At 59.9% G+C, this 17,630-nt stretch carries 10 protein-coding genes; 3 read left to right on the forward strand and 7 right to left on the reverse strand.

All coding sequences use genetic code 11. From position 1 onward, the window contains the following. Nucleotides 1–65: 65 nt before the first annotated feature. From KGA96_RS21140 to KGA96_RS21155, 4 genes are all read right to left on the reverse strand, one after another. Nucleotides 66–770, reverse strand: coding sequence for a FadR/GntR family transcriptional regulator (locus tag KGA96_RS21140; RefSeq protein WP_046041837.1), 705 nt, complete (start codon nt 768–770; stop codon nt 66–68). 48 nt (nt 771–818) lie between these two features. Then, nucleotides 819–2,132, reverse strand: a complete 1,314-nt coding sequence (locus KGA96_RS21145; RefSeq protein ID WP_223514866.1) for a C4-dicarboxylate transporter DctA — start codon at nt 2,130–2,132, stop codon at nt 819–821. A gap of 274 nt (nt 2,133–2,406) precedes the next feature. After that, nucleotides 2,407–3,660 (reverse strand): serine hydroxymethyltransferase, encoded by a 1,254-nt coding sequence (glyA, locus tag KGA96_RS21150; protein ID WP_046041759.1) that lies wholly within the window; start codon nt 3,658–3,660, stop codon nt 2,407–2,409. Between the two features lie 221 nt (nt 3,661–3,881). Then, nucleotides 3,882–7,730 (reverse strand): EAL domain-containing protein, encoded by a 3,849-nt coding sequence (locus KGA96_RS21155; RefSeq protein ID WP_223514869.1) that lies wholly within the window; start codon nt 7,728–7,730, stop codon nt 3,882–3,884. 276 nt (nt 7,731–8,006) lie between these two features. Here KGA96_RS21155 and ettA point away from each other — a divergent pair, with 276 nt between their 5' ends. Together ettA and gdhA are read left to right on the forward strand one after the other, a co-directional pair. Continuing rightward, nucleotides 8,007–9,671, forward strand: a complete 1,665-nt coding sequence (gene ettA, locus KGA96_RS21160; protein ID WP_046041761.1) for an energy-dependent translational throttle protein EttA — start codon at nt 8,007–8,009, stop codon at nt 9,669–9,671. Between the two features lie 370 nt (nt 9,672–10,041). Beyond that, entirely contained in the window at nt 10,042–11,379 is a 1,338-nt protein-coding gene (gene gdhA / locus KGA96_RS21165) for an NADP-specific glutamate dehydrogenase (RefSeq protein ID WP_223514871.1), read from the forward strand. On the opposite strand, the gene KGA96_RS21170 is transcribed toward gdhA, so the two are convergent. The 3 genes from KGA96_RS21170 to KGA96_RS21180 form a co-directional block, all read right to left on the reverse strand. After that, entirely contained in the window at nt 11,376–11,870 is a 495-nt protein-coding gene (locus KGA96_RS21170; RefSeq protein WP_046041763.1) for a GreA/GreB family elongation factor, read from the reverse strand. The genes gdhA and KGA96_RS21170 overlap by 4 nt on opposite strands. A gap of 286 nt (nt 11,871–12,156) precedes the next feature. Continuing rightward, nucleotides 12,157–14,010, reverse strand: a complete 1,854-nt coding sequence (locus KGA96_RS21175; RefSeq protein ID WP_223514874.1) for a DUF4105 domain-containing protein — start codon at nt 14,008–14,010, stop codon at nt 12,157–12,159. Between the two features lie 93 nt (nt 14,011–14,103). Further along, nucleotides 14,104–14,592: a DUF3015 domain-containing protein gene (locus KGA96_RS21180; protein WP_007970900.1), complete on the reverse strand. Its 489-nt coding sequence runs from the start codon at nt 14,590–14,592 to the stop codon at nt 14,104–14,106. Between the two features lie 279 nt (nt 14,593–14,871). Between KGA96_RS21180 and KGA96_RS21185 the strand changes: the two genes are divergently transcribed. Further along, entirely contained in the window at nt 14,872–17,310 is a 2,439-nt protein-coding gene (locus KGA96_RS21185) for a Lon protease family protein (RefSeq protein WP_046041766.1), read from the forward strand. Nucleotides 17,311–17,630 lie beyond the last annotated feature (320 nt).

Genomic DNA, 17,630 nt, shown 5'->3' on the forward strand with positions numbered 1-17,630 from the left:
GCAGGGTGGCGAGCGTTTGTGGCGAGGCGAAGCTGTTCATGGCCAATCTCCAGTTCGAAGAGGTTTCAACTGCCGAGGTTGTCTTCCGGGATGTTCAGTTCGATGCCCATGCGCTGGCCTTCGCGCAAAATGTGCCGACGCATCTCGGCGCTGGCCTGGGCGCTGTTCTTGTTGCGGATCGCCCGCACCACGGCTTCGTTTTCTTCAAGGCGTTCAGCCAAATGCTCCGGGGAGTTGCGCAACACTTCGGCGCTTTGCTTGAGGGCATTGCTGGTTTGCTGGACCACGCTCTGGAAGATCGGGTTCGACGTCAGCGTGAACAGCTCTTCGTGGAACGCGATGTAGGCGCTTACGCCGGCTTCACTGTCATTGGCCTCCAGGGCTTCGCGCATGTCCATCAGGGTCAGGCGCAGTTGCCCGACTTCCTTGCTGCTGATGGATTGGGCCACGAGGCCGACGATGAATGGCTCCAGGGTGTAGCGCAGTTGCAGCACGTCTTCCAGGCTCGCTGCGGCCACCGCGCTGTCGTGGGACTGGCCATCGCTGAGATTGGCCTCTAGTACGACGACGCCTTTGCCTGGCATCGAGCGCACCAGACCGAGGGTTTCCAGAACGATGACTGCTTCACGCAGGCTCGGGCGGCTGATGCCCAATTGTTCGGCCAGATCGCGTTGCCCCGGCAGCATTTCGCCGGAGCGCCACTGACCACGGGCCAAAGCGGCCCGAAGTTTTTCTACCACTGAGTTGACGACGGTTGATGAGGTAATCACTTGTTCGCTCCATGAGCCGTGCCTGCGGTCGGCAGGCACGGCGGTCATTCAGAATTCTTTGGCTGCCGCTTGAGCAACCGGTTTTCTCGGCTGGAAGGTATAACCCGCCTGACCCGAAAGTACCTTGTTCGCCCGCTCCACATCGATGTCCTTTTCCCATCGCGCAATGGCGACGGTCGCCACACAGTTGCCGATCAGGTTGGTCAGCGCCCGGCCGATGCCCATGAACCAGTCCACGGCCAGCACCAGCACCAGACCCACCACCGGAATGGCCGGAATGGCTGTCAGGGTGGCCGCCAGAATCACCAGCGCCGAGCCCGGAATGCCGTGGGCACCTTTGGAGGTGATCAACGATACCAACAGAATCGTCAGCAGGTCGGTCATCGCCAGCGGCGTGCCGGTGGCATTGGCGATGAACACGATGGCCAGGGTCAGGTAGATCGAGAAACCGTCGAGGTTGAACGAGTAACCCGTTGGAATCACCAGCCCGACCGTCGAACTGCCGATGCCCAGGTGCTCAAGCTTGCGCATGATTTGTGGCAGCACAGCGTCGGACGAAGCGGTGCCCATGACGATCAGCAGTTCTTCGCGCAGGTACTTGAGCAACGGCCACATCTTCAAGCCGGAGAGGCGCATCACCAGGCCGAGAGTCAAGGCCACGAAGGCAGTACAGGTCAGGTAGAACAGGCCGACCAGGCTGCCCAGGTGCTGCAGCGAGTCCAGGCCGTATTTGCTGGTGGTGAAGGCGATCGCACCGAACACACCGATCGGCGCCAGGCGCACGATCATGCCCATGATGCGGAAGATCACATGGCTGAGTTCATTGATCAGCCGTGAAATACCCGACGCCGCCTCGCCCACCAGATTCAGTGCGCTGCCGAACAACACTGAAAACAGCAGGACCTGCAGGATATTGTTATCGGCAAAGGCACCAATCACCGAAGTCGGAATCAAGTCCATCAGGAACTGTGTGGTGGTGTGCATGTGCTGGCCGCGCTGGGCAATGTCGCCCATGTCGGCTGCGGAAAGCTGCTCCAGGTGAATGTTTGCGCCGCTGCCGATGCCGGTGCTGAAGGCGAACACCAGGCCGATCACCAGGGCGATGGTGGTCAGCACTTCAAAGTAGATCACCGATTTGAGGCCGATACGGCCGACCTTCTTCAGGTCGCCGGCACCGCTGATACCGCTGACCACTACGCAAAACACAATCAAGCCAATGAGCATTTTGATCAGCTTGATAAAACCGTCACCGAGCGGTTTGAGCTGAGCGGAGTATTCGGGAAGGGTCAGCCCGCAGACGATGCCGAGCACCAGTCCGAGAACCACTTGGAGGAAGATTGAACGCGAGCACCATCTGAGCATGGGAGGAATCCTGGTCGGTGTCCTGGCTGCCGTGTGCGGAGCACATCAGATTCAGGACTTAATTATTGTGGTCTTACCGGTATGTCCAATGCAGGCGCAGTCTAAGCGCTGTTTTTGGGTGTTCGCAAGTAAAAATTAGAAAATTGGCATGACCGGTCTTACCAGTTGATGGATAAGCCCGATATAGAGCCTTTCCCCCGGTTGAATAATTAAACGGGCGAAAAAAAACCGGCCATCTCTGGCCGGTTTTTATAGTTGCGGTCTAGCGGGCTGATTAAGCGCCGTACACCGGCAGCTTCTTGCAGATGGCCTTGACCTTCTCACGAACGGCATCGATCACCGCTTCGTTGTTCAGGTCAGCCAGGATGTCGCAGATCCAGCCGGCCAGTTCCTTGCACTCTGCTTCCTTGAAGCCGCGAGTGGTCACAGCCGGGGTGCCGAAGCGCAGGCCGGAGGTGACGAACGGGGAGCGTGGGTCGTTTGGCACGGAGTTCTTGTTCACGGTGATGAACGCTTTGCCCAGAGCGGCATCTGCGTCTTTACCGGAGATTTCCTGCTTGATCAGCGACAGCAGGAACAGGTGGTTCTCAGTACCGCCGGAAACCACGTCGAAACCGCGCTCGATGAACACGCTGGCCATGGCCTGGGCGTTCTTCACCACTTGCTGCTGGTAAACCTTGAACTCAGGCTGCAGCGCTTCCTTGAAGCAGATCGCCTTGGCCGCGATCACGTGCTCCAGCGGGCCGCCCTGGGCGCCCGGGAATACCGCGGAGTTCAGCTTCTTCTCGATGTCGGCGTTGGCGCGAGCCAGGATCAGGCCGCCACGTGGACCGCGCAGGGTCTTGTGGGTGGTGGTGGTCACCACGTCAGCGAATGGAACCGGGTTCGGGTAGACGCCAGCGGCGACCAGACCGGCCACGTGGGCCATGTCGACGAACAGGTAAGCACCTACCTTGTCGGCGATTGCGCGAAAGCGCGGGAAGTCGAGGATCTGCGAGTAGGCAGAGAAACCGGCCACGATCATTTTTGGCTTGTGCTCAACGGCCAGGCGCTCGACTTCGTCGTAGTCGATCAGTCCATTGGCGTCGATGCCGTACTGGATAGCGTTGTACAGCTTGCCCGAAGACGAGACGCTTGCACCGTGGGTCAGGTGACCACCGTGGGCCAGGCTCATGCCCAGGAGGGTGTCGCCGGCCGACAGCAGGGCCAGGTAAACGGCGCTGTTGGCTTGCGAACCGGCGTGCGGCTGAACGTTGGCGTAATCGGCGCCGAACAGTTCTTTGGCGCGGTCGATAGCCAGCTGCTCGACGATGTCTACGTACTCGCAACCACCGTAGTAGCGCTTGCCCGGGTAGCCTTCGGCGTACTTGTTGGTCAGTACCGAGCCTTGAGCTTCCATCACCGCAGGGCTGGTGTAGTTTTCCGAAGCGATCAGCTCAATGTGCTCTTCCTGGCGCTGAGCTTCTTGCTCCATGGCGGCAAAGAGATCGGCGTCGTACTTGGCAATAGTCAAATCACGGCTGAACATGGCGGTCCTCAGGGATCGGGGGCGGAAAAGGGGGGCATTCTAACCCAATGGGTTTTAGATGGCATATGAAACGGCATCATGTCGCAGACAAGTGGTGTTCATGCGTGGGATTTTTAGTGTTTGTGGCGAGGGAGCTTGCTCCCGCTGGGCTGCGAAGCGGCCCCAAATCTTGCGAGCGCTACGCACTCGAGCGGGAGCAAGCTCCCTCGCCACAAGAGCGCTTAGTCAAGCATGAACAACGCATCATTACTGAACTGCGCCTCAAACCGACTCGCCGGCATCGGTCGGCCGAACAGATACCCCTGAACCTCATCGCAACCATGCTCACGCAGGAAGTCGAGCTGCTCATGGGTTTCCACGCCTTCGGCGATCACCGCCAGGTTCAGGCTGTGGGCCATGGCGATGATTGCCCGGGCAATTTGTGCATCCTGCTCGCCACTGGGCAGGCCATCGACAAAGGTGCGGTCGATCTTCAGAACGTCGATCGGGAACTGCTTGAGGTAGTTGAGCGATGAGTAACCGGTACCGAAATCGTCGACCGCAATGCTCAGTCCGAGGTTTTTCAGTCCGTCGAGGATCTGCATCGCCTCGCTGACTTCGCGCATCAGGATACTTTCGGTCAGTTCCAGTTCCAGGCATGCCGGCGGCAGGCCGGTTTCCTTGAGGATGGTAGCGATCCGTGTACCGAGCTGGCCGTCGGAGAACTGCCGCGCCGAGATGTTCACCGACACCTTCGGCACCCGTACCCTGGCCTGATGCCAGGCCTTGAGTTGACGGCAGGCTTCGCTGATCACCCAGTCGCCGACATCCACCACCAGCCCGAGCTCTTCGAGCACCGGAATGAAATCCCCCGGCGGCACCAGCCCGCGGCGTGGATGGCGCCAGCGCAACAGTGCCTCGGCGCCGGTCAGGCGCTTGCCGTCGCCGCTGAATTGCGGCTGGTAATACAGCACGAATTCGTTCTGTTCCAAGGCATGGCGCAAATCGCTTTCCAGCTCCAGACGTTCAAGCGCACTGGCGTTCATGTCCGCCTGATAGAACTGGAAGTTGTTCTTGCCACGCTCCTTGGCGTGGTACATCGCCGTGTCGGCATTCTTCATCAACTGGCTGAGTTCGTTGCCGTCCTGCGGACTCAGGGCGATGCCGATACTGGCCGTGACGAAGAACTCGCGGCCTTCGAGCACGAAGGGTTTCACCAGACTGGCAAGAATCTGTTCGGCCACATGGATCGCCCGGTTCAAGGCGATTTCACGGTTGGCTCGCGGTTGCAGGAGCAAGGTGAATTCGTCACCGCCCATGCGCGCCACCGTGTCGTCATCGGCGACGCAACCGAGCAGGCGCGTGGCCATTTCCTTGAGCATGCGGTCGCCGGCGGCGTGGCCCAGGGAGTCGTTGATCGGCTTGAAACGGTCGAGGTCGAGGAACATCAGCACCACCCACGACTTCTGCCGTTCGGCCGATTGCAGTGCCGTGTGCAGGCGGTCCTGGAACAGCGAACGGTTGGGCAAGTGGGTCAGGGCGTCGTAGTAGGCGAGGCGGTGAATCCGCTGCTCGCTGGCCTTGCGCTCGCTGATGTCGCTGAAGAAACACACATAGCTGGCCAGGTCGCCTTCGTCGTCGAGCACGGCGGTGATGCCGACCCAGGCCGGGTAATGCTCGCCGTTGCGACGCTTGAGCCAGACTTCGCCTTCCCAGGTGCTGTGCTGGCCCAATTGCTTGAGTACGTAACGCAGATGGGCTTCCTGCTGGTTGTCGACCGTCAGCATGTTCGGCAACTGGTCGAGGACCTGTTCCACGGCGTAACCGCTGACACGACTGAAGGCTTCGTTGGCCTGGACGATGTAGCCGGCCGGGTCGGTGATCAGGATCGCCGAGGTCGAGTGTTCGAATACCGTGGCGGCCATGCGCAAGTCTTTTTCGGCCCGGCGTTGCTGGCTGATGTCGCGGCCGACGCCGAGCACGCCTTCGAACGTACCGTGTTCGTCCCAGACCAATACCAGGCGCAGTTCGATCGGGATCTTGCGCCCGTCGGCCCGCAGGCAATCGAACAGGAACAGTTGGGTTTGCACCTGGCTGCGCAGCAGCGCCAGTCGGTCCGGTTGATCCAGTGCTTTGCTGACCCGGTCCATCAGTTGGTAGATGCCGGTCAGCTGTTGCGGGTTGGCGATGGTCGATTGCCAGCCGTTCTGGAAAATCCACTCGGCGTCGTAACCCAGCACCGCTTGTACCGAAGGGCTGACGTAATTGAGGTTAAGGCGGCTGTCGGTGGAGAAGATCACGTCGCTGATGCTTTCGGCCAGCATCCGGTAGCGCTGCTCGCTGTCGCGCAGGGATTCGCTGGCTTCGATCTGGTCGGTGATGTCCTTGGCCACGCCGATGATCCGAGTGACCTGGTCGTTCTTGTCCCGTGCCAGTGCCTGCTCGCGAATCTCGAAGCGTCGCCATTGGCCGTCCCGATGGCGGAAGCGCAACTGGCACTGCATCAACTGGCGATAACCGGCCTGGCGCTGGATCTGACGGGAGCGATGGTAATAGTCGGCGTCTTCGGGATGCAGGAGGATTTCCCAGAAGTATTCGCCCATCTGGTGCAGTTCGGTGCGGTTGTAACCCAGGGTCTGGCCCAGATGGTGGTTGCTGTAGATCATGCGCTGGCTGATCACATCCTGCACATACAGGTGATCCGGCACGGTGCGCACCACGTCCGACCAAAACCCTTCGCGCTCCTGCAGCGACAGTTCGATGAGCTTGCGGCTGGTGATGTCGGTGATGCTCAGGATCACCGCTTTATAGTCGTCCGGGGTTTGCGGCAGGCGCAGCATCAGCCACAGGTGCTGGTCGCGGCCGCTGGCGTCCTGCAGCTTGATTTCCAGCTCAAGCTGTTGCTGCTGGTTGAGCATCGCGTCGAGCACCTGGTTGCCGATGGCGGTGCCGTCCTGCGGTTTACCGTCGATCAGCAGTTTCCAAACTTTGTCGGCGCTATCGACATTAAGCAGTTGCAACGCTACCTGGTTGACCTCGGTGATCCGCAGTTCCTTGAGCAATGACCGGCGTTGCTCCGGGATCGCCAGACACGCTTGCAGTTGCTCGCTGCCCTGCAGTTGCGCCTTGTCGAAAAAGACCTTGAGTCCGGACATGTCGAGGACGCACAAGGCCACGCCGGTGCCTTCGAAAATGTCCTGATAACGCCGACGGCCTTCATTCAACTGACGCTGACGCCGGCGCATGTTCAGCAAGGCGAGGAACGGCAGCATGGAAAACGCCAGGCCAAGCAGGCATTTGCCGATGAACGCCGGCAGCAGCTCTTCCAGCACGCGCTGACGGTCGAACAAACCGCGCAGTTGCCAATCGCTGCTGCTCAGCGGAACGGTCAGCACGCTGTTGGCGACATCGTCCTCGGTCAGCGTACCCGGATTGACCGAGGGCTGCGCTTCGTCGCGGCTGATGATCTGATGATTGATACGGTTTTCCACCAGCCACAACGGGCGGCCGTCGGCCTCGCGTTGCTTGGTCAGGGACGAAAAGAAGGTGGGTGTCAGGCGCAAGACCCAATAGCCTCGGGAACTGCCGCTGGCCTGATGCAACAATAAATGCACCACGGAACCGTCGGTGGCATTGCTGAAGTAGTGCGCCTGGGCGTGGCTGCGGCGTACCAGTTCACCCAGGTAGTCTCTGTCATCGCTGTCGGGAGCGCTGTCACTGATGACTCTTCCCGAGGGGCTGAGCAACGCCAGGCTGCGCAGGTCTGGCAGCGACTGTTGCAGCTTGCGCAACAGGGCCTGCAATTCATCGGCGCCCTGCGGTTGCTCGACGATCGGCAACAGGTTGAGGGCGATCTGCGCGTTGAGCGCCATGTTCAGGCTGACCTGCGCGGCCAGATCGGCTGTGTAGTCGATGGTGTACTGGCGCTGGTTCTTCTGGGTTTCCCGCAACTGGTCGAGCAACTGCCAGAACAGCAGGGCCAACAACAATAATACGAGTGTCGCCAAGGTGCCCTTCAAGGTCCCGCGCAGGGGGGCGCCGGGCGCTGTGGCCGGCGCACTTGAAGTCAGAGGCGGAGGGACAATGGACAAGCTGTAATCCTGCGGTTTGGCTGGACTGGCGCGACGTGCACTATAAGCCGGACGCCCGAAGGGCGGCTAGCATGCCTTGAGTTGTGGCGAAGTGCCAGCCCCAGCCCGTCGGCTGGACTGCCATCTGTCATTAAGGTAGCTTTGCCGGTTACGCGGGAGCGTTCCAGCTCCTAGACTCAGACTTTTTCAGCGTCGCCTCTTATGGACGACGCGCACGGTCTGGCCGGGCATTGCCTGCGCTCCAATCATTCATCAGTCACTGACCCTAGGTTCTCCATGGCTCAATACGTATTCACCATGCATCGGCTGGGCAAAGTTGTTCCGCCGAAGCGGGAAATCCTGAAAAACATTTCTCTGTCCTTCTTCCCTGGCGCCAAGATTGGCGTACTCGGCCTCAACGGTTCGGGTAAGTCCACGCTGCTGAAAATCATGGCTGGCGTTGACACCGAATTCGACGGCGAAGCCCGCCCGATGCCGGAGCTGAACATCGGTTATCTGCCGCAAGAGCCGATCCTGGACCCGACCAAAACCGTGCGTGAAGTGGTCGAGGAAGCGGTCAGCGTGATCAAGAACGCCCAGGCGCGCCTGGACGAGGTCTATGCGGCTTACGCTGAAGAAGACGCCGACTTCGACAAACTGGCTGCCGAACAGGCCAAGCTCGAAGCGATCCTGCAAGCCAGCGACGGTCACAACCTCGATCGCCAGCTGGAAGTCGCCGCCGATGCACTGCGTCTGCCAGCCTGGGACGCCAAGGTCGAATTCCTCTCCGGTGGTGAAAAACGTCGCGTGGCCCTGTGCCGCCTGCTGCTGTCCGCACCGGACATGCTGCTGCTCGACGAACCGACCAACCACCTGGACGCCGATTCCGTTGCTTGGCTTGAGCACTTCCTGCACGACTTCCCGGGCACCGTGGTCGCGATCACGCACGACCGTTACTTCCTGGATAACGTTGCAGGCTGGATTCTGGAACTCGACCGCGGCGCGGGCATTCCTTACGAGGGCAACTATTCGGGTTGGCTGGAAGCCAAGTCCGATCGTCTGGCTGCCGAATCCAAGCAGCAGTCGGCCCACGAAAAAGCCATGAAGGAAGAACTGGAGTGGGTGCGCAAAGGCGCCAAGGCCCGCCAGTCGAAATCCAAGGCTCGTCTGCAACGCTTCGAAGAAATGCAGTCGCAGGAATTCCAGAAGCGCAGCGAAACCAACGAGATCTACATCCCGGCTGGTCCACGCCTGGGCGACAAGGTCATCGAATTCAAGAACGTCACCAAGGGCTACGGCGATCGCGTGTTGATCGACAACCTGTCGTTCTCCATGCCTAAAGGCGCCATCGTTGGCGTGATCGGCGGTAACGGTGCCGGTAAGTCGACCCTGTTCCGCATGCTGATGGGCAAGGAAACGCCGGATTCGGGCAGCATCGAAGTCGGTGAAACCGTGCAGCTTGCTTGCGTGGATCAGAGCCGCGAAGACCTGGACGGCAGCAAGACCGTGTTCCAGCAGATTTCCGACGGTTCCGACCAGATCCGCATCGGCAACTACGAGATCCCGTCGCGTACCTACGTCGGTCGCTTCAACTTCAAGGGTGGCGATCAGCAGAAGTTCGTCAAGGACCTGTCTGGTGGTGAGCGCGGTCGCTTGCACCTGGCCCTGACCCTGAAGGAGGGCGGCAACGTCCTGCTGCTCGACGAACCGTCCAACGACCTCGACGTTGAAACCCTGCGTTCCCTGGAAGAAGCCCTGCTGGACTTCCCGGGCGCCGCCATTGTGATCTCCCACGACCGGTGGTTCCTTGACCGCGTCGCGACTCACATCCTGGCGTACGAAGACGACTCGCAAGCGGTGTTCTTCGAAGGTAACTACACCGAGTACGAAGCCGACCGTAGAAAGCGCCTCGGCGAAGCGGCTGCCCAGCCGCATCGTGTACGGCACAAGAAACTGGCCTGATTTCGGGTTGGTTGCATAAAGAGCGGAGCCTTCGGGCTCCGTTTTTTTGCGTTTTTTCAATGACACCGAGTCGCGCCATTCGCGAGCAAGCCCGCTCCCACAGGGTTTTGTGAAAGGCACAAATCTCAATTCAGCAGAAGATCCCCTGTGGGAGCGAGCCTGCTCGCGAAAGCGGTGTTTCTAATGGTGCATAACTTGAATTGCGAATCCCTGTTCAGGTGCAAAAAATGCTCAAAAAACAGGATTATTTATATCCTGTGCACCATTTAATTTCATAAGTGCGACATTTTGCGCTGTTCCTGTGCGCGAATCGTTTGTTACAGTCCGGCTCAATCTCCTCCAACGACAATAAATTTGCCGAGACTTTTCCATGATCGAATCCGTCGAATGCTTCCTTGCGCGCCTGAAAAAACGCGACCCGGATCAACCCGAATTTCACCAGGCTGTCGAAGAAGTCCTGCGTACCCTGTGGCCGTTTCTTGAAGCCAATCCGCATTACCTGACCTCGGGCATTCTGGAGCGCATCTGCGAGCCGGAGCGGGCTGTGGTGTTTCGTGTGTCGTGGGTCGACGACCAAGGCAAGGTCCAGGTCAATCGTGGTTTCCGCATCCAGATGAACAGCGCGATCGGCCCGTACAAGGGTGGCCTGCGTTTTCACCCGTCGGTGAACATGGGCGTCCTGAAATTCCTCGCCTTCGAACAGACCTTCAAAAACTCCCTGACTTCATTGCCAATGGGCGGCGGCAAGGGTGGTTCGGACTTCGACCCCAAAGGCAAAAGCGACGCGGAAGTCATGCGCTTCTGCCAGGCCTTCATGAGCGAGTTGTACCGCCACATTGGTGCCGACGTTGACGTGCCGGCCGGGGACATCGGTGTCGGTGCACGGGAAATCGGTTTCCTGTTCGGCCAGTACAAGCGCCTGAGCAACCAGTTCACCAGCGTGCTGACCGGCAAAGGCCCAAGCTACGGCGGCAGCCTGATTCGCCCGGAAGCCACCGGTTTCGGTTGCGTGTACTTCGCCGAAGAAATGCTCAAGCGCCGCGGCCTGGCCGTGGAAGGTAAGCGCGTAGCGATCTCCGGCTCCGGCAACGTCGCGCAATACGCGGCGCGCAAGGTCATGGACCTGGGCGGCAAGGTGATTTCGCTGTCCGACTCCGAAGGCACGCTGTATTGCGAAAGCGGCTTGACCGAGGAGCAATGGCTAGCGGTGCTGGAACTGAAAAATGTACAGCGCGGGCGCATCCGTGAACTGGCTGGCCGTTTTGGCCTGGAGTTCCGCGCAGGTGAGCTGCCATGGAGCCTGAGCTGCGACATCGCCTTGCCGTGCGCGACGCAAAATGAACTGGACGCCGAAGCCGCTCGCACCTTGCTGCGCAATGGCTGCATCTGCGTGGCCGAAGGCGCGAACATGCCGACCACCCTTGAGGCGGTGGACCTGTTCATCGAAGCCGACATTATGTTTGCGCCGGGCAAGGCGTCCAACGCGGGTGGTGTGGCGGTGAGCGGGCTGGAGATGTCGCAGAACGCCATGCGTCTGGCATGGACCGGCGGCGAAGTGGACAGCAAGCTGCACGCGATCATGCAGTCGATTCACCACGCTTGCGTGCATTACGGTGAGGAGAACGGCCGGGTCAACTACGTCAAGGGCGCCAACATCGCCGGCTTCGTCAAAGTCGCCGATGCCATGCTCGCCCAAGGCATTGTCTAAGCCGGTTCGATACGGATCACCTCAATCAGTTGATCCCCGGCGGGACGCTGCCACAGCACTTCATCGTTGAGTCGCGCACCGAGCAGTGCCCGTCCCAGCGGTGAACCCCAATTGATCAGACCGTGGGCGGCATCGGCCTGATCCTCGCCCACCAGTTGTACCCGGCGTTCGGTGGCGTGTTCATCGGCGTAGGTCACCCAACTGCCGATCTGCACTTTCTCGGTCGAAGTCGCGGCGGGTACCACCTGAGCGCTGCCCAGGCGCTGCTTGAAGTAACGCAAATCACGTTCGAGATCCGCCAGGCGCTGCTTGTCGGCCTGCTCGCCTTTTGCCGATTGTTCGGCGTGCAGGGTTTGCAGTTCGGCGACTTTTCCCTGCAACAGGTTCAGGCCTTGCGGCGTGACGTAATTGGGCTGCGCGCTGACCTGCCGTTCGACAGGCTGATCGGCTTGCGCGGCGGCGTTATCTTCATTGACGAAGGCACGGCTCATGGAATTCTCCCGGTATAGGGTTTGGGCCATGGTCTCAGGCATTTGGTTTCACTGGATGTCTGAAAGCGACTTATGGCGAGCGATAGGCCCGGGCGGCGTCCTGATCTTTCTGCTGCTGCCAGGCTTTACACCCAGCCATCCCGCATACCACCACATCTCACTCTCCCAAGCCGATACGCGGCCCATAGATAAAGTCTAGAAGTGGATTCGTCGGGTGGTTGTGAAAGGTGTGCAGGCATTTCGTCGAACACCACACAGCCCCTGTGGGAGCGAGTGGTGTGTCAGGTCAGTAGTGATACCACTTCAGCTCCAGCATCACTTCGTTCTCGGCCGTCGCCAAATGGCTGAACTCGCGCTGGGCGCTCAAGCGCAGTCCGAGATTGCGGGATATTTCCCATTGCTGATTCAGGCTTAGGCTACGGCGTACTTCGCCATTGGTGAAAAAGTCGCCCTTGGCTTCCAGGCTCAAATTGCCCAGCGGGTTTTTCCACAACACACCGCTGTTGAACCCGGCAGCCGGGGCAATGAACGCGGCGAAGTCGTTGTTGTGCTCGATCCGCACGGTGCCCAGGGCAAAGCCGAGCGTGTCATCACCCAGTTGCCAGGTGCCACCACCACCGCCGTTGACGTGGCTGACCAGGGTCTGGTCATCGTGCTTGCCCGGCACCCGCTCCAGACCGCCGGTGACTTGCCATGACAGCGGTTGCAGCAGCTCGTTTCGCGGGGTCAGGGAGCGAATGGTTGCCAGGTCCAGTTGCTGCACTTGCCATTCATTGCCTTCGTACTGGCGCAGTTTCAACTGCAGGATTTCGATCTGCGCGCCAAGGGGAAAGCTTTCGTTGTTGTCATTGAGGTCGTGATAAGCCATGCGCAAGCCGTACTCGCCAAAGGCTTTATCGCCACGGGTGCCGACGCCGAGCTGCCAGGTGCGGGACTCGTGACCGTCTTCAGGCAGGCCCGGTTGCGGGATATCCAGCTCCGGCGCCGGGTTCTGGTTGATTGCCCGCAGCAGTTCGAAGCTGCGCTGGGCGCGCGCCGGGTCGCGTTCCTGGCCGTTGGCGCGGTAACGCTCCAGACGATAGGCGGCATCGATGATCAGCGCCTGACGGTCGCGCGATTGCGCCTTGAACGCCGGGTCCTGCAATTGTTTCTGATCGGCGCTGACTTTCAGCACCCATTGCTGTTCTTCAGGATTTAACGGCTCGGCGCGGCTGAGCAGTTCGCGCTCCCGGGACGGACGATACTGGATGGACTCCACCAAGCCGGCATTTTTCACGGCTTTGACGGTGTCGGTCGGGATGGCGGTGAGCGGGAATTGCTCGGTCAGGCGCAGGCCCGGGCGGGCAACTTGCAGCAGTTCCAGCAAGCGGTATGAGCAGTTTTCGTCGAAGAAGAAATAGTCGAACTTGATCTGCTTCAGCTCCCAGACGTGCTCGACCATGCGCGCGGTTTCCTGTTGGGTCAGGTTCAGGCGGTACTCCCACAGGTCGCGGTTTTCAAGGCTGCGGTATTCCGAGAGTTTTTCCTGGTAGGGCACCATCGCGAACAGGCCGGGATAGCCGCCCATCAGGCCTTTCCAGGCATAGAGGATGCTGTTGTCCGAGCCCTCGATGTAGGCGCCGAAGTTGATCGCGTAACTGAGCAGCGAAGTCTTGTCGCTCTTCACTTCGGCCTGGTCGATGCGCAGCAGGGTATGGCCGAACATTGAGGACGGGCTGTTCAGGTAAGCCGCCGGGAAGATCATCACCGCGCTGTCGGGCGAGACGTCCTTGAACCATTGCTTGAACCCGGCGCAGTCCGGTGTCGGCAGGCCGGTCAGGCCGAGTTGTTCTTTCAGCCAGCGGGTGCGGGCCGGGTAGACGCATTGAGCATGTGTTTCACCGGCACTGGCCGGGGCGTACAAGGCTTGTACAGTCGCCGCCAGTTCATGGTCCGGATGTTCATTGCCGTCAGGGGCGAGGAAGAATTTCCGGTCACTGACATAGCTGCGCCAGCCGCCGAGCTTGGCGCTTTCGTAATGGCCCAGGGATATCCAGAAAGGGTCGTTGGCCAATTGCTGCAAACGTTGTGGGCCGATCTGAGGCGCGGCGAACAGCGGGGCGCAGACACACAGCGCCAGCCAGGCAAGGCGTTTGAGCATAGAAGGCAACTTAAATACTTGAGAAAAAGACCCAAAGAGGGGCAGGTCCAAAAAACAAAACCCGCTTCCCGTAAGAAGCGGGACGGGTCGAGCTTAAGCCTGAGTCGCGTACTTGGCCAGACGAGGATCGGCTTTGAGCACGGCCAGGGTATTGGTATGCACGTCTTCTGCGGTCACGTCAGCCTTGCTGAAGATCTGCTGGAAGTGCTCGTGAGTAACGGCGGCGAAGTGCGCACGGTCTTCCGGCGCCACGCCCAGTACCACGGCATAGGTGGTCAGCGCTTCGCCCTGACCCTTGGCCATGTCTTCGGACAGCTCGTTCATCATGCCATTCATGGCAAACCAGGATTTACCGCCATAGGTCAGCGACGCATTGGTTGCGCAACCGTTGGTGCCGGAGGTCATGCCGAAGGTTGCGTTGCCGGAGGTGCCGTTGGTGGTGGATGCCAGGAAGTGAGCTGGAGTACCACGCTGGCCTTCGAACAGCATGTTGCCCCAACCGCAATCCGGGCCGCCAGGCGCTTGCGCCATGGCATTGATGGATACAGCGGTGAAGAGAGTACCAAGAAGAATCCGTTTCATAGCTTTGTTCTCTTTGTGTGCGTACCAATAAACAAGGGAGTCTGGCCCGTTCCGGTGCCAGTGGGCCGGGCATTAGCCCAGCCGCGCAGTTTGGAGTTTAGGCACGATCACGGGGTTCCGTGATTTTTTGCAAAACATTCATGGGAAACGGCGGCGCAAGCCCGGCCCGCCTGGGGTTGGCACATTGACTATGCTCAGGCCTGCGGCGCTCCTTGCCAGTCGGGCATGGGCAGCGCCAGAATGCTGCCATCTGCCCCGCCTGATTGTTAAGGAAGCCCGATGCCTGATCCTGTTGCTGCCAGCTTGCGTCTAGCGCCCGAAGCGCTGACCCGTCCGTTTTCCGCTGAACAGTTCAGCTTCTCTACCACCAATGATCTGGAGCCCTTTCGCGGTGTGCTTGGCCAGGAACGTGCGGTTGAAGCCTTGCAGTTCGGTGTGGCCATGCCACGCCCCGGTTACAACGTATTCGTCATGGGCGAGCCCGGCACTGGCCGGTTCTCGTTCGTCAAACGCTACCTCAAGGCTGAAGGCAAGCGCCTGCAGACCCCGGCGGACTGGGTCTACGTCAACAATTTCGATGAGCCTCGCGAGCCACGTGCTCTGGAGTTGCCGTCGGGCACTGCCGGTAACTTCATTGGCGATATCAACGTTTTGATCGACAACCTGCTGGCGACGTTTCCGGCAGTCTTCGAGCATCCGTCCTACCAGCAGAAGAAAAGCAGCATCGACCGCGCCTTCAACCAGCGCTACGACAAGGCCCTGGACATCATCGAGCGTCTGGCACTGGAAAAGGACGTCGCGCTCTACCGCGACGCCAGCAATATCGCCTTCACCCCAATGGGCGATGGCAAGGCGTTGGACGAAGCTGAATTCGCACAACTGCCGGAAGCCGAGCGCGATCGCTTCCACGAGGATATTTCGGTACTGGAGGAGCGCCTGAACGAAGAGCTCGCCAGCCTGCCGCAATGGAAGCGCGAGTCGAGCAACCAGCTGCGTCATCTGAACGAAGAAACCATCACCCTGGCCTTGCAGCCATTGTTGTCGCCATTGTCAGAGAAGTACGCCGAGAACGCGGCGGTATGCGGTTATCTGCAAGCCATGCAGGTGTACTTGCTCAAGACCGTGGTCGAGCAACTGGTGGATGACAGCAAGACTGACGCTGTCGCCCGCAAGTTGCTGGAAGAACAATACTCGCCGAGCCTGGTGGTCGGTCATTCGGTCAGCGGCGGTGCGCCGGTGGTGTTCGAGCCGCACCCGACCTACGAAAACCTCTTCGGTCGTATCGAATACAGCACCGATCAGGGCTCGCTGTACACCACCTACCGCCAACTGCGGCCGGGTGCCTTGCACCGGGCCAATGGCGGTTTCCTGATCCTTGAAGCGGACAAAATGCTCAGCGAGCCGTTCGTGTGGGATGCGCTGAAACGCGCCCTGCAATCGCGCAAGCTGAAAATGGAATCGCCGCTGGGTGAGCTCGGCCGTCTGGCCACCGTGACCCTGACACCGCAACACATTCCGTTGCAGGTCAAGGTCGTCATCATCGGTGCCCGTCAGCTGTATTACACGCTGCAAGACCTCGATCCGGACTTCCAGGAGATGTTCCGCGTCCTGGTGGACTTCGACGAAGACATCCCGATGGTCGACGAGAGCCTGGAGCAATTCGCCCAGTTGCTCAAAACCCGTACTTCCGAAGAAGGCATGGCACCGCTGACTGCCGATGCGGTGGCACGCCTGGCGACCTACAGCGCGCGTCTGGCCGAGCATCAGGGGCGCTTGTCGGCGCGTATCGGGGACTTGTTCCAACTGGTCAGCGAGGCGGATTTCATTCGTCACCTGGCAGGCGATGAAATGACCGACGCGGGGCACATCGAGCGTGCGCTCAAGGCCAAGGCCACGCGGACCGGGCGGGTTTCGGCGCGGATTCTCGATGACATGCTGGCCGGGATCATCCTGATCGACACCGCGGGCGCGGCGGTCGGCAAGTGCAACGGCTTGACGGTGCTGGAAGTCGGTGACTCGGCCTTTGGTATACCTGCGCGGATTTCCGCCACGGTGTACCCGGGCGGCAGCGGCATTGTCGACATCGAGCGCGAGGTCAACCTCGGCCAGCCGATCCACTCCAAAGGCGTGATGATCCTTACCGGTTATCTGGGCAGCCGTTACGCCCAGGAGTTTCCGCTGGCGATTTCCGCGAGCATCGCCCTGGAACAATCCTACGGTTATGTCGATGGCGACAGTGCTTCCTTGGGCGAGGCCTGCACCCTGATCTCGGCCTTGTCGAAAACCCCGCTCAAGCAGTGCTTTGCCATCACCGGTTCGATCAACCAGTTCGGCGAAGTGCAGGCGGTCGGCGGAGTCAACGAGAAGATCGAGGGCTTCTTCCGTCTGTGCGAAGCCCGCGGGTTGACCGGCGAGCAGGGAGCAATCATTCCTCACGCCAACGTCGCCACGCTGATGCTCGACGAGAAGGTGCTGGCGGCGGTGCGTGCGGGGCAGTTCCATGTCTACGCGGTCCGCCAGGCCGACGAAGCCTTGAGCTTGTTGGTCGGCGAGCCGGCCGGCGAGCCGAACGAGAATGGCGAATTCCCTGAAGGCAGCGTGAACGCACGGGTCGTGGAGCGCCTGCGGGTTATCGCGGAAATGATCAGCGAAGATGATCTTAAGGAAGCCGAGAAGGAGTTGGCGCAAGAGGCGTTGGCGGAAACCAAACCGGCCTGATGCATCGTTGATCTGAAACTGTGCAATCCCATGTGGGAGCGAGCTTGCTCGCGATAGCGGACTTTCATTCGACCAATATGTTGAATGTTCGACCGCCATCGTCGGAACGCCGCCCGGAGCAAGCTCGCTCCCACAGTTTTTTGTGGCGCACGTCGAAAAGCGTCGTCGAAATGACGTCAATATTCACACTATGACCATTCGGCGCCTTTCGGTCTTGCTTCGGCCTGCAAGCCAGACTTTTCTTCTATTCTCTGCTCATGGATATCGACAGTAATCACAGGATCGAAACAGCCTTCCCATGGGGGCTGAATACCGGATCT

The organism is Pseudomonas sp. GL-R-26, from assembly GCF_019947365.1.
Classification (GTDB): domain Bacteria; phylum Pseudomonadota; class Gammaproteobacteria; order Pseudomonadales; family Pseudomonadaceae; genus Aquipseudomonas.

Excerpts from the sequence above, each read along its gene's own strand:
- KGA96_RS21145 (WP_223514866.1), bottom strand. The coding sequence starts at position 2,132 with ATGCTCAGATGGTGCTCGCGTTCAATCTTCCTCCAAGTGGTTCTCGGA.
- KGA96_RS21170 (WP_046041763.1), bottom strand. The coding sequence starts at position 11,870 with ATGAGCCGTGCCTTCGTCAATGAAGATAACGCCGCCGCGCAAGCCGAT.
- gdhA (WP_223514871.1), top strand. The coding sequence starts at position 10,042 with ATGATCGAATCCGTCGAATGCTTCCTTGCGCGCCTGAAAAAACGCGAC.
- KGA96_RS21175 (WP_223514874.1), bottom strand. The coding sequence starts at position 14,010 with ATGCTCAAACGCCTTGCCTGGCTGGCGCTGTGTGTCTGCGCCCCGCTG.
- KGA96_RS21180 (WP_007970900.1), bottom strand. The coding sequence starts at position 14,592 with ATGAAACGGATTCTTCTTGGTACTCTCTTCACCGCTGTATCCATCAAT.
- KGA96_RS21185 (WP_046041766.1), top strand. The coding sequence starts at position 14,872 with ATGCCTGATCCTGTTGCTGCCAGCTTGCGTCTAGCGCCCGAAGCGCTG.
- glyA (WP_046041759.1), bottom strand. The coding sequence starts at position 3,660 with ATGTTCAGCCGTGATTTGACTATTGCCAAGTACGACGCCGATCTCTTT.
- ettA (WP_046041761.1), top strand. The coding sequence starts at position 8,007 with ATGGCTCAATACGTATTCACCATGCATCGGCTGGGCAAAGTTGTTCCG.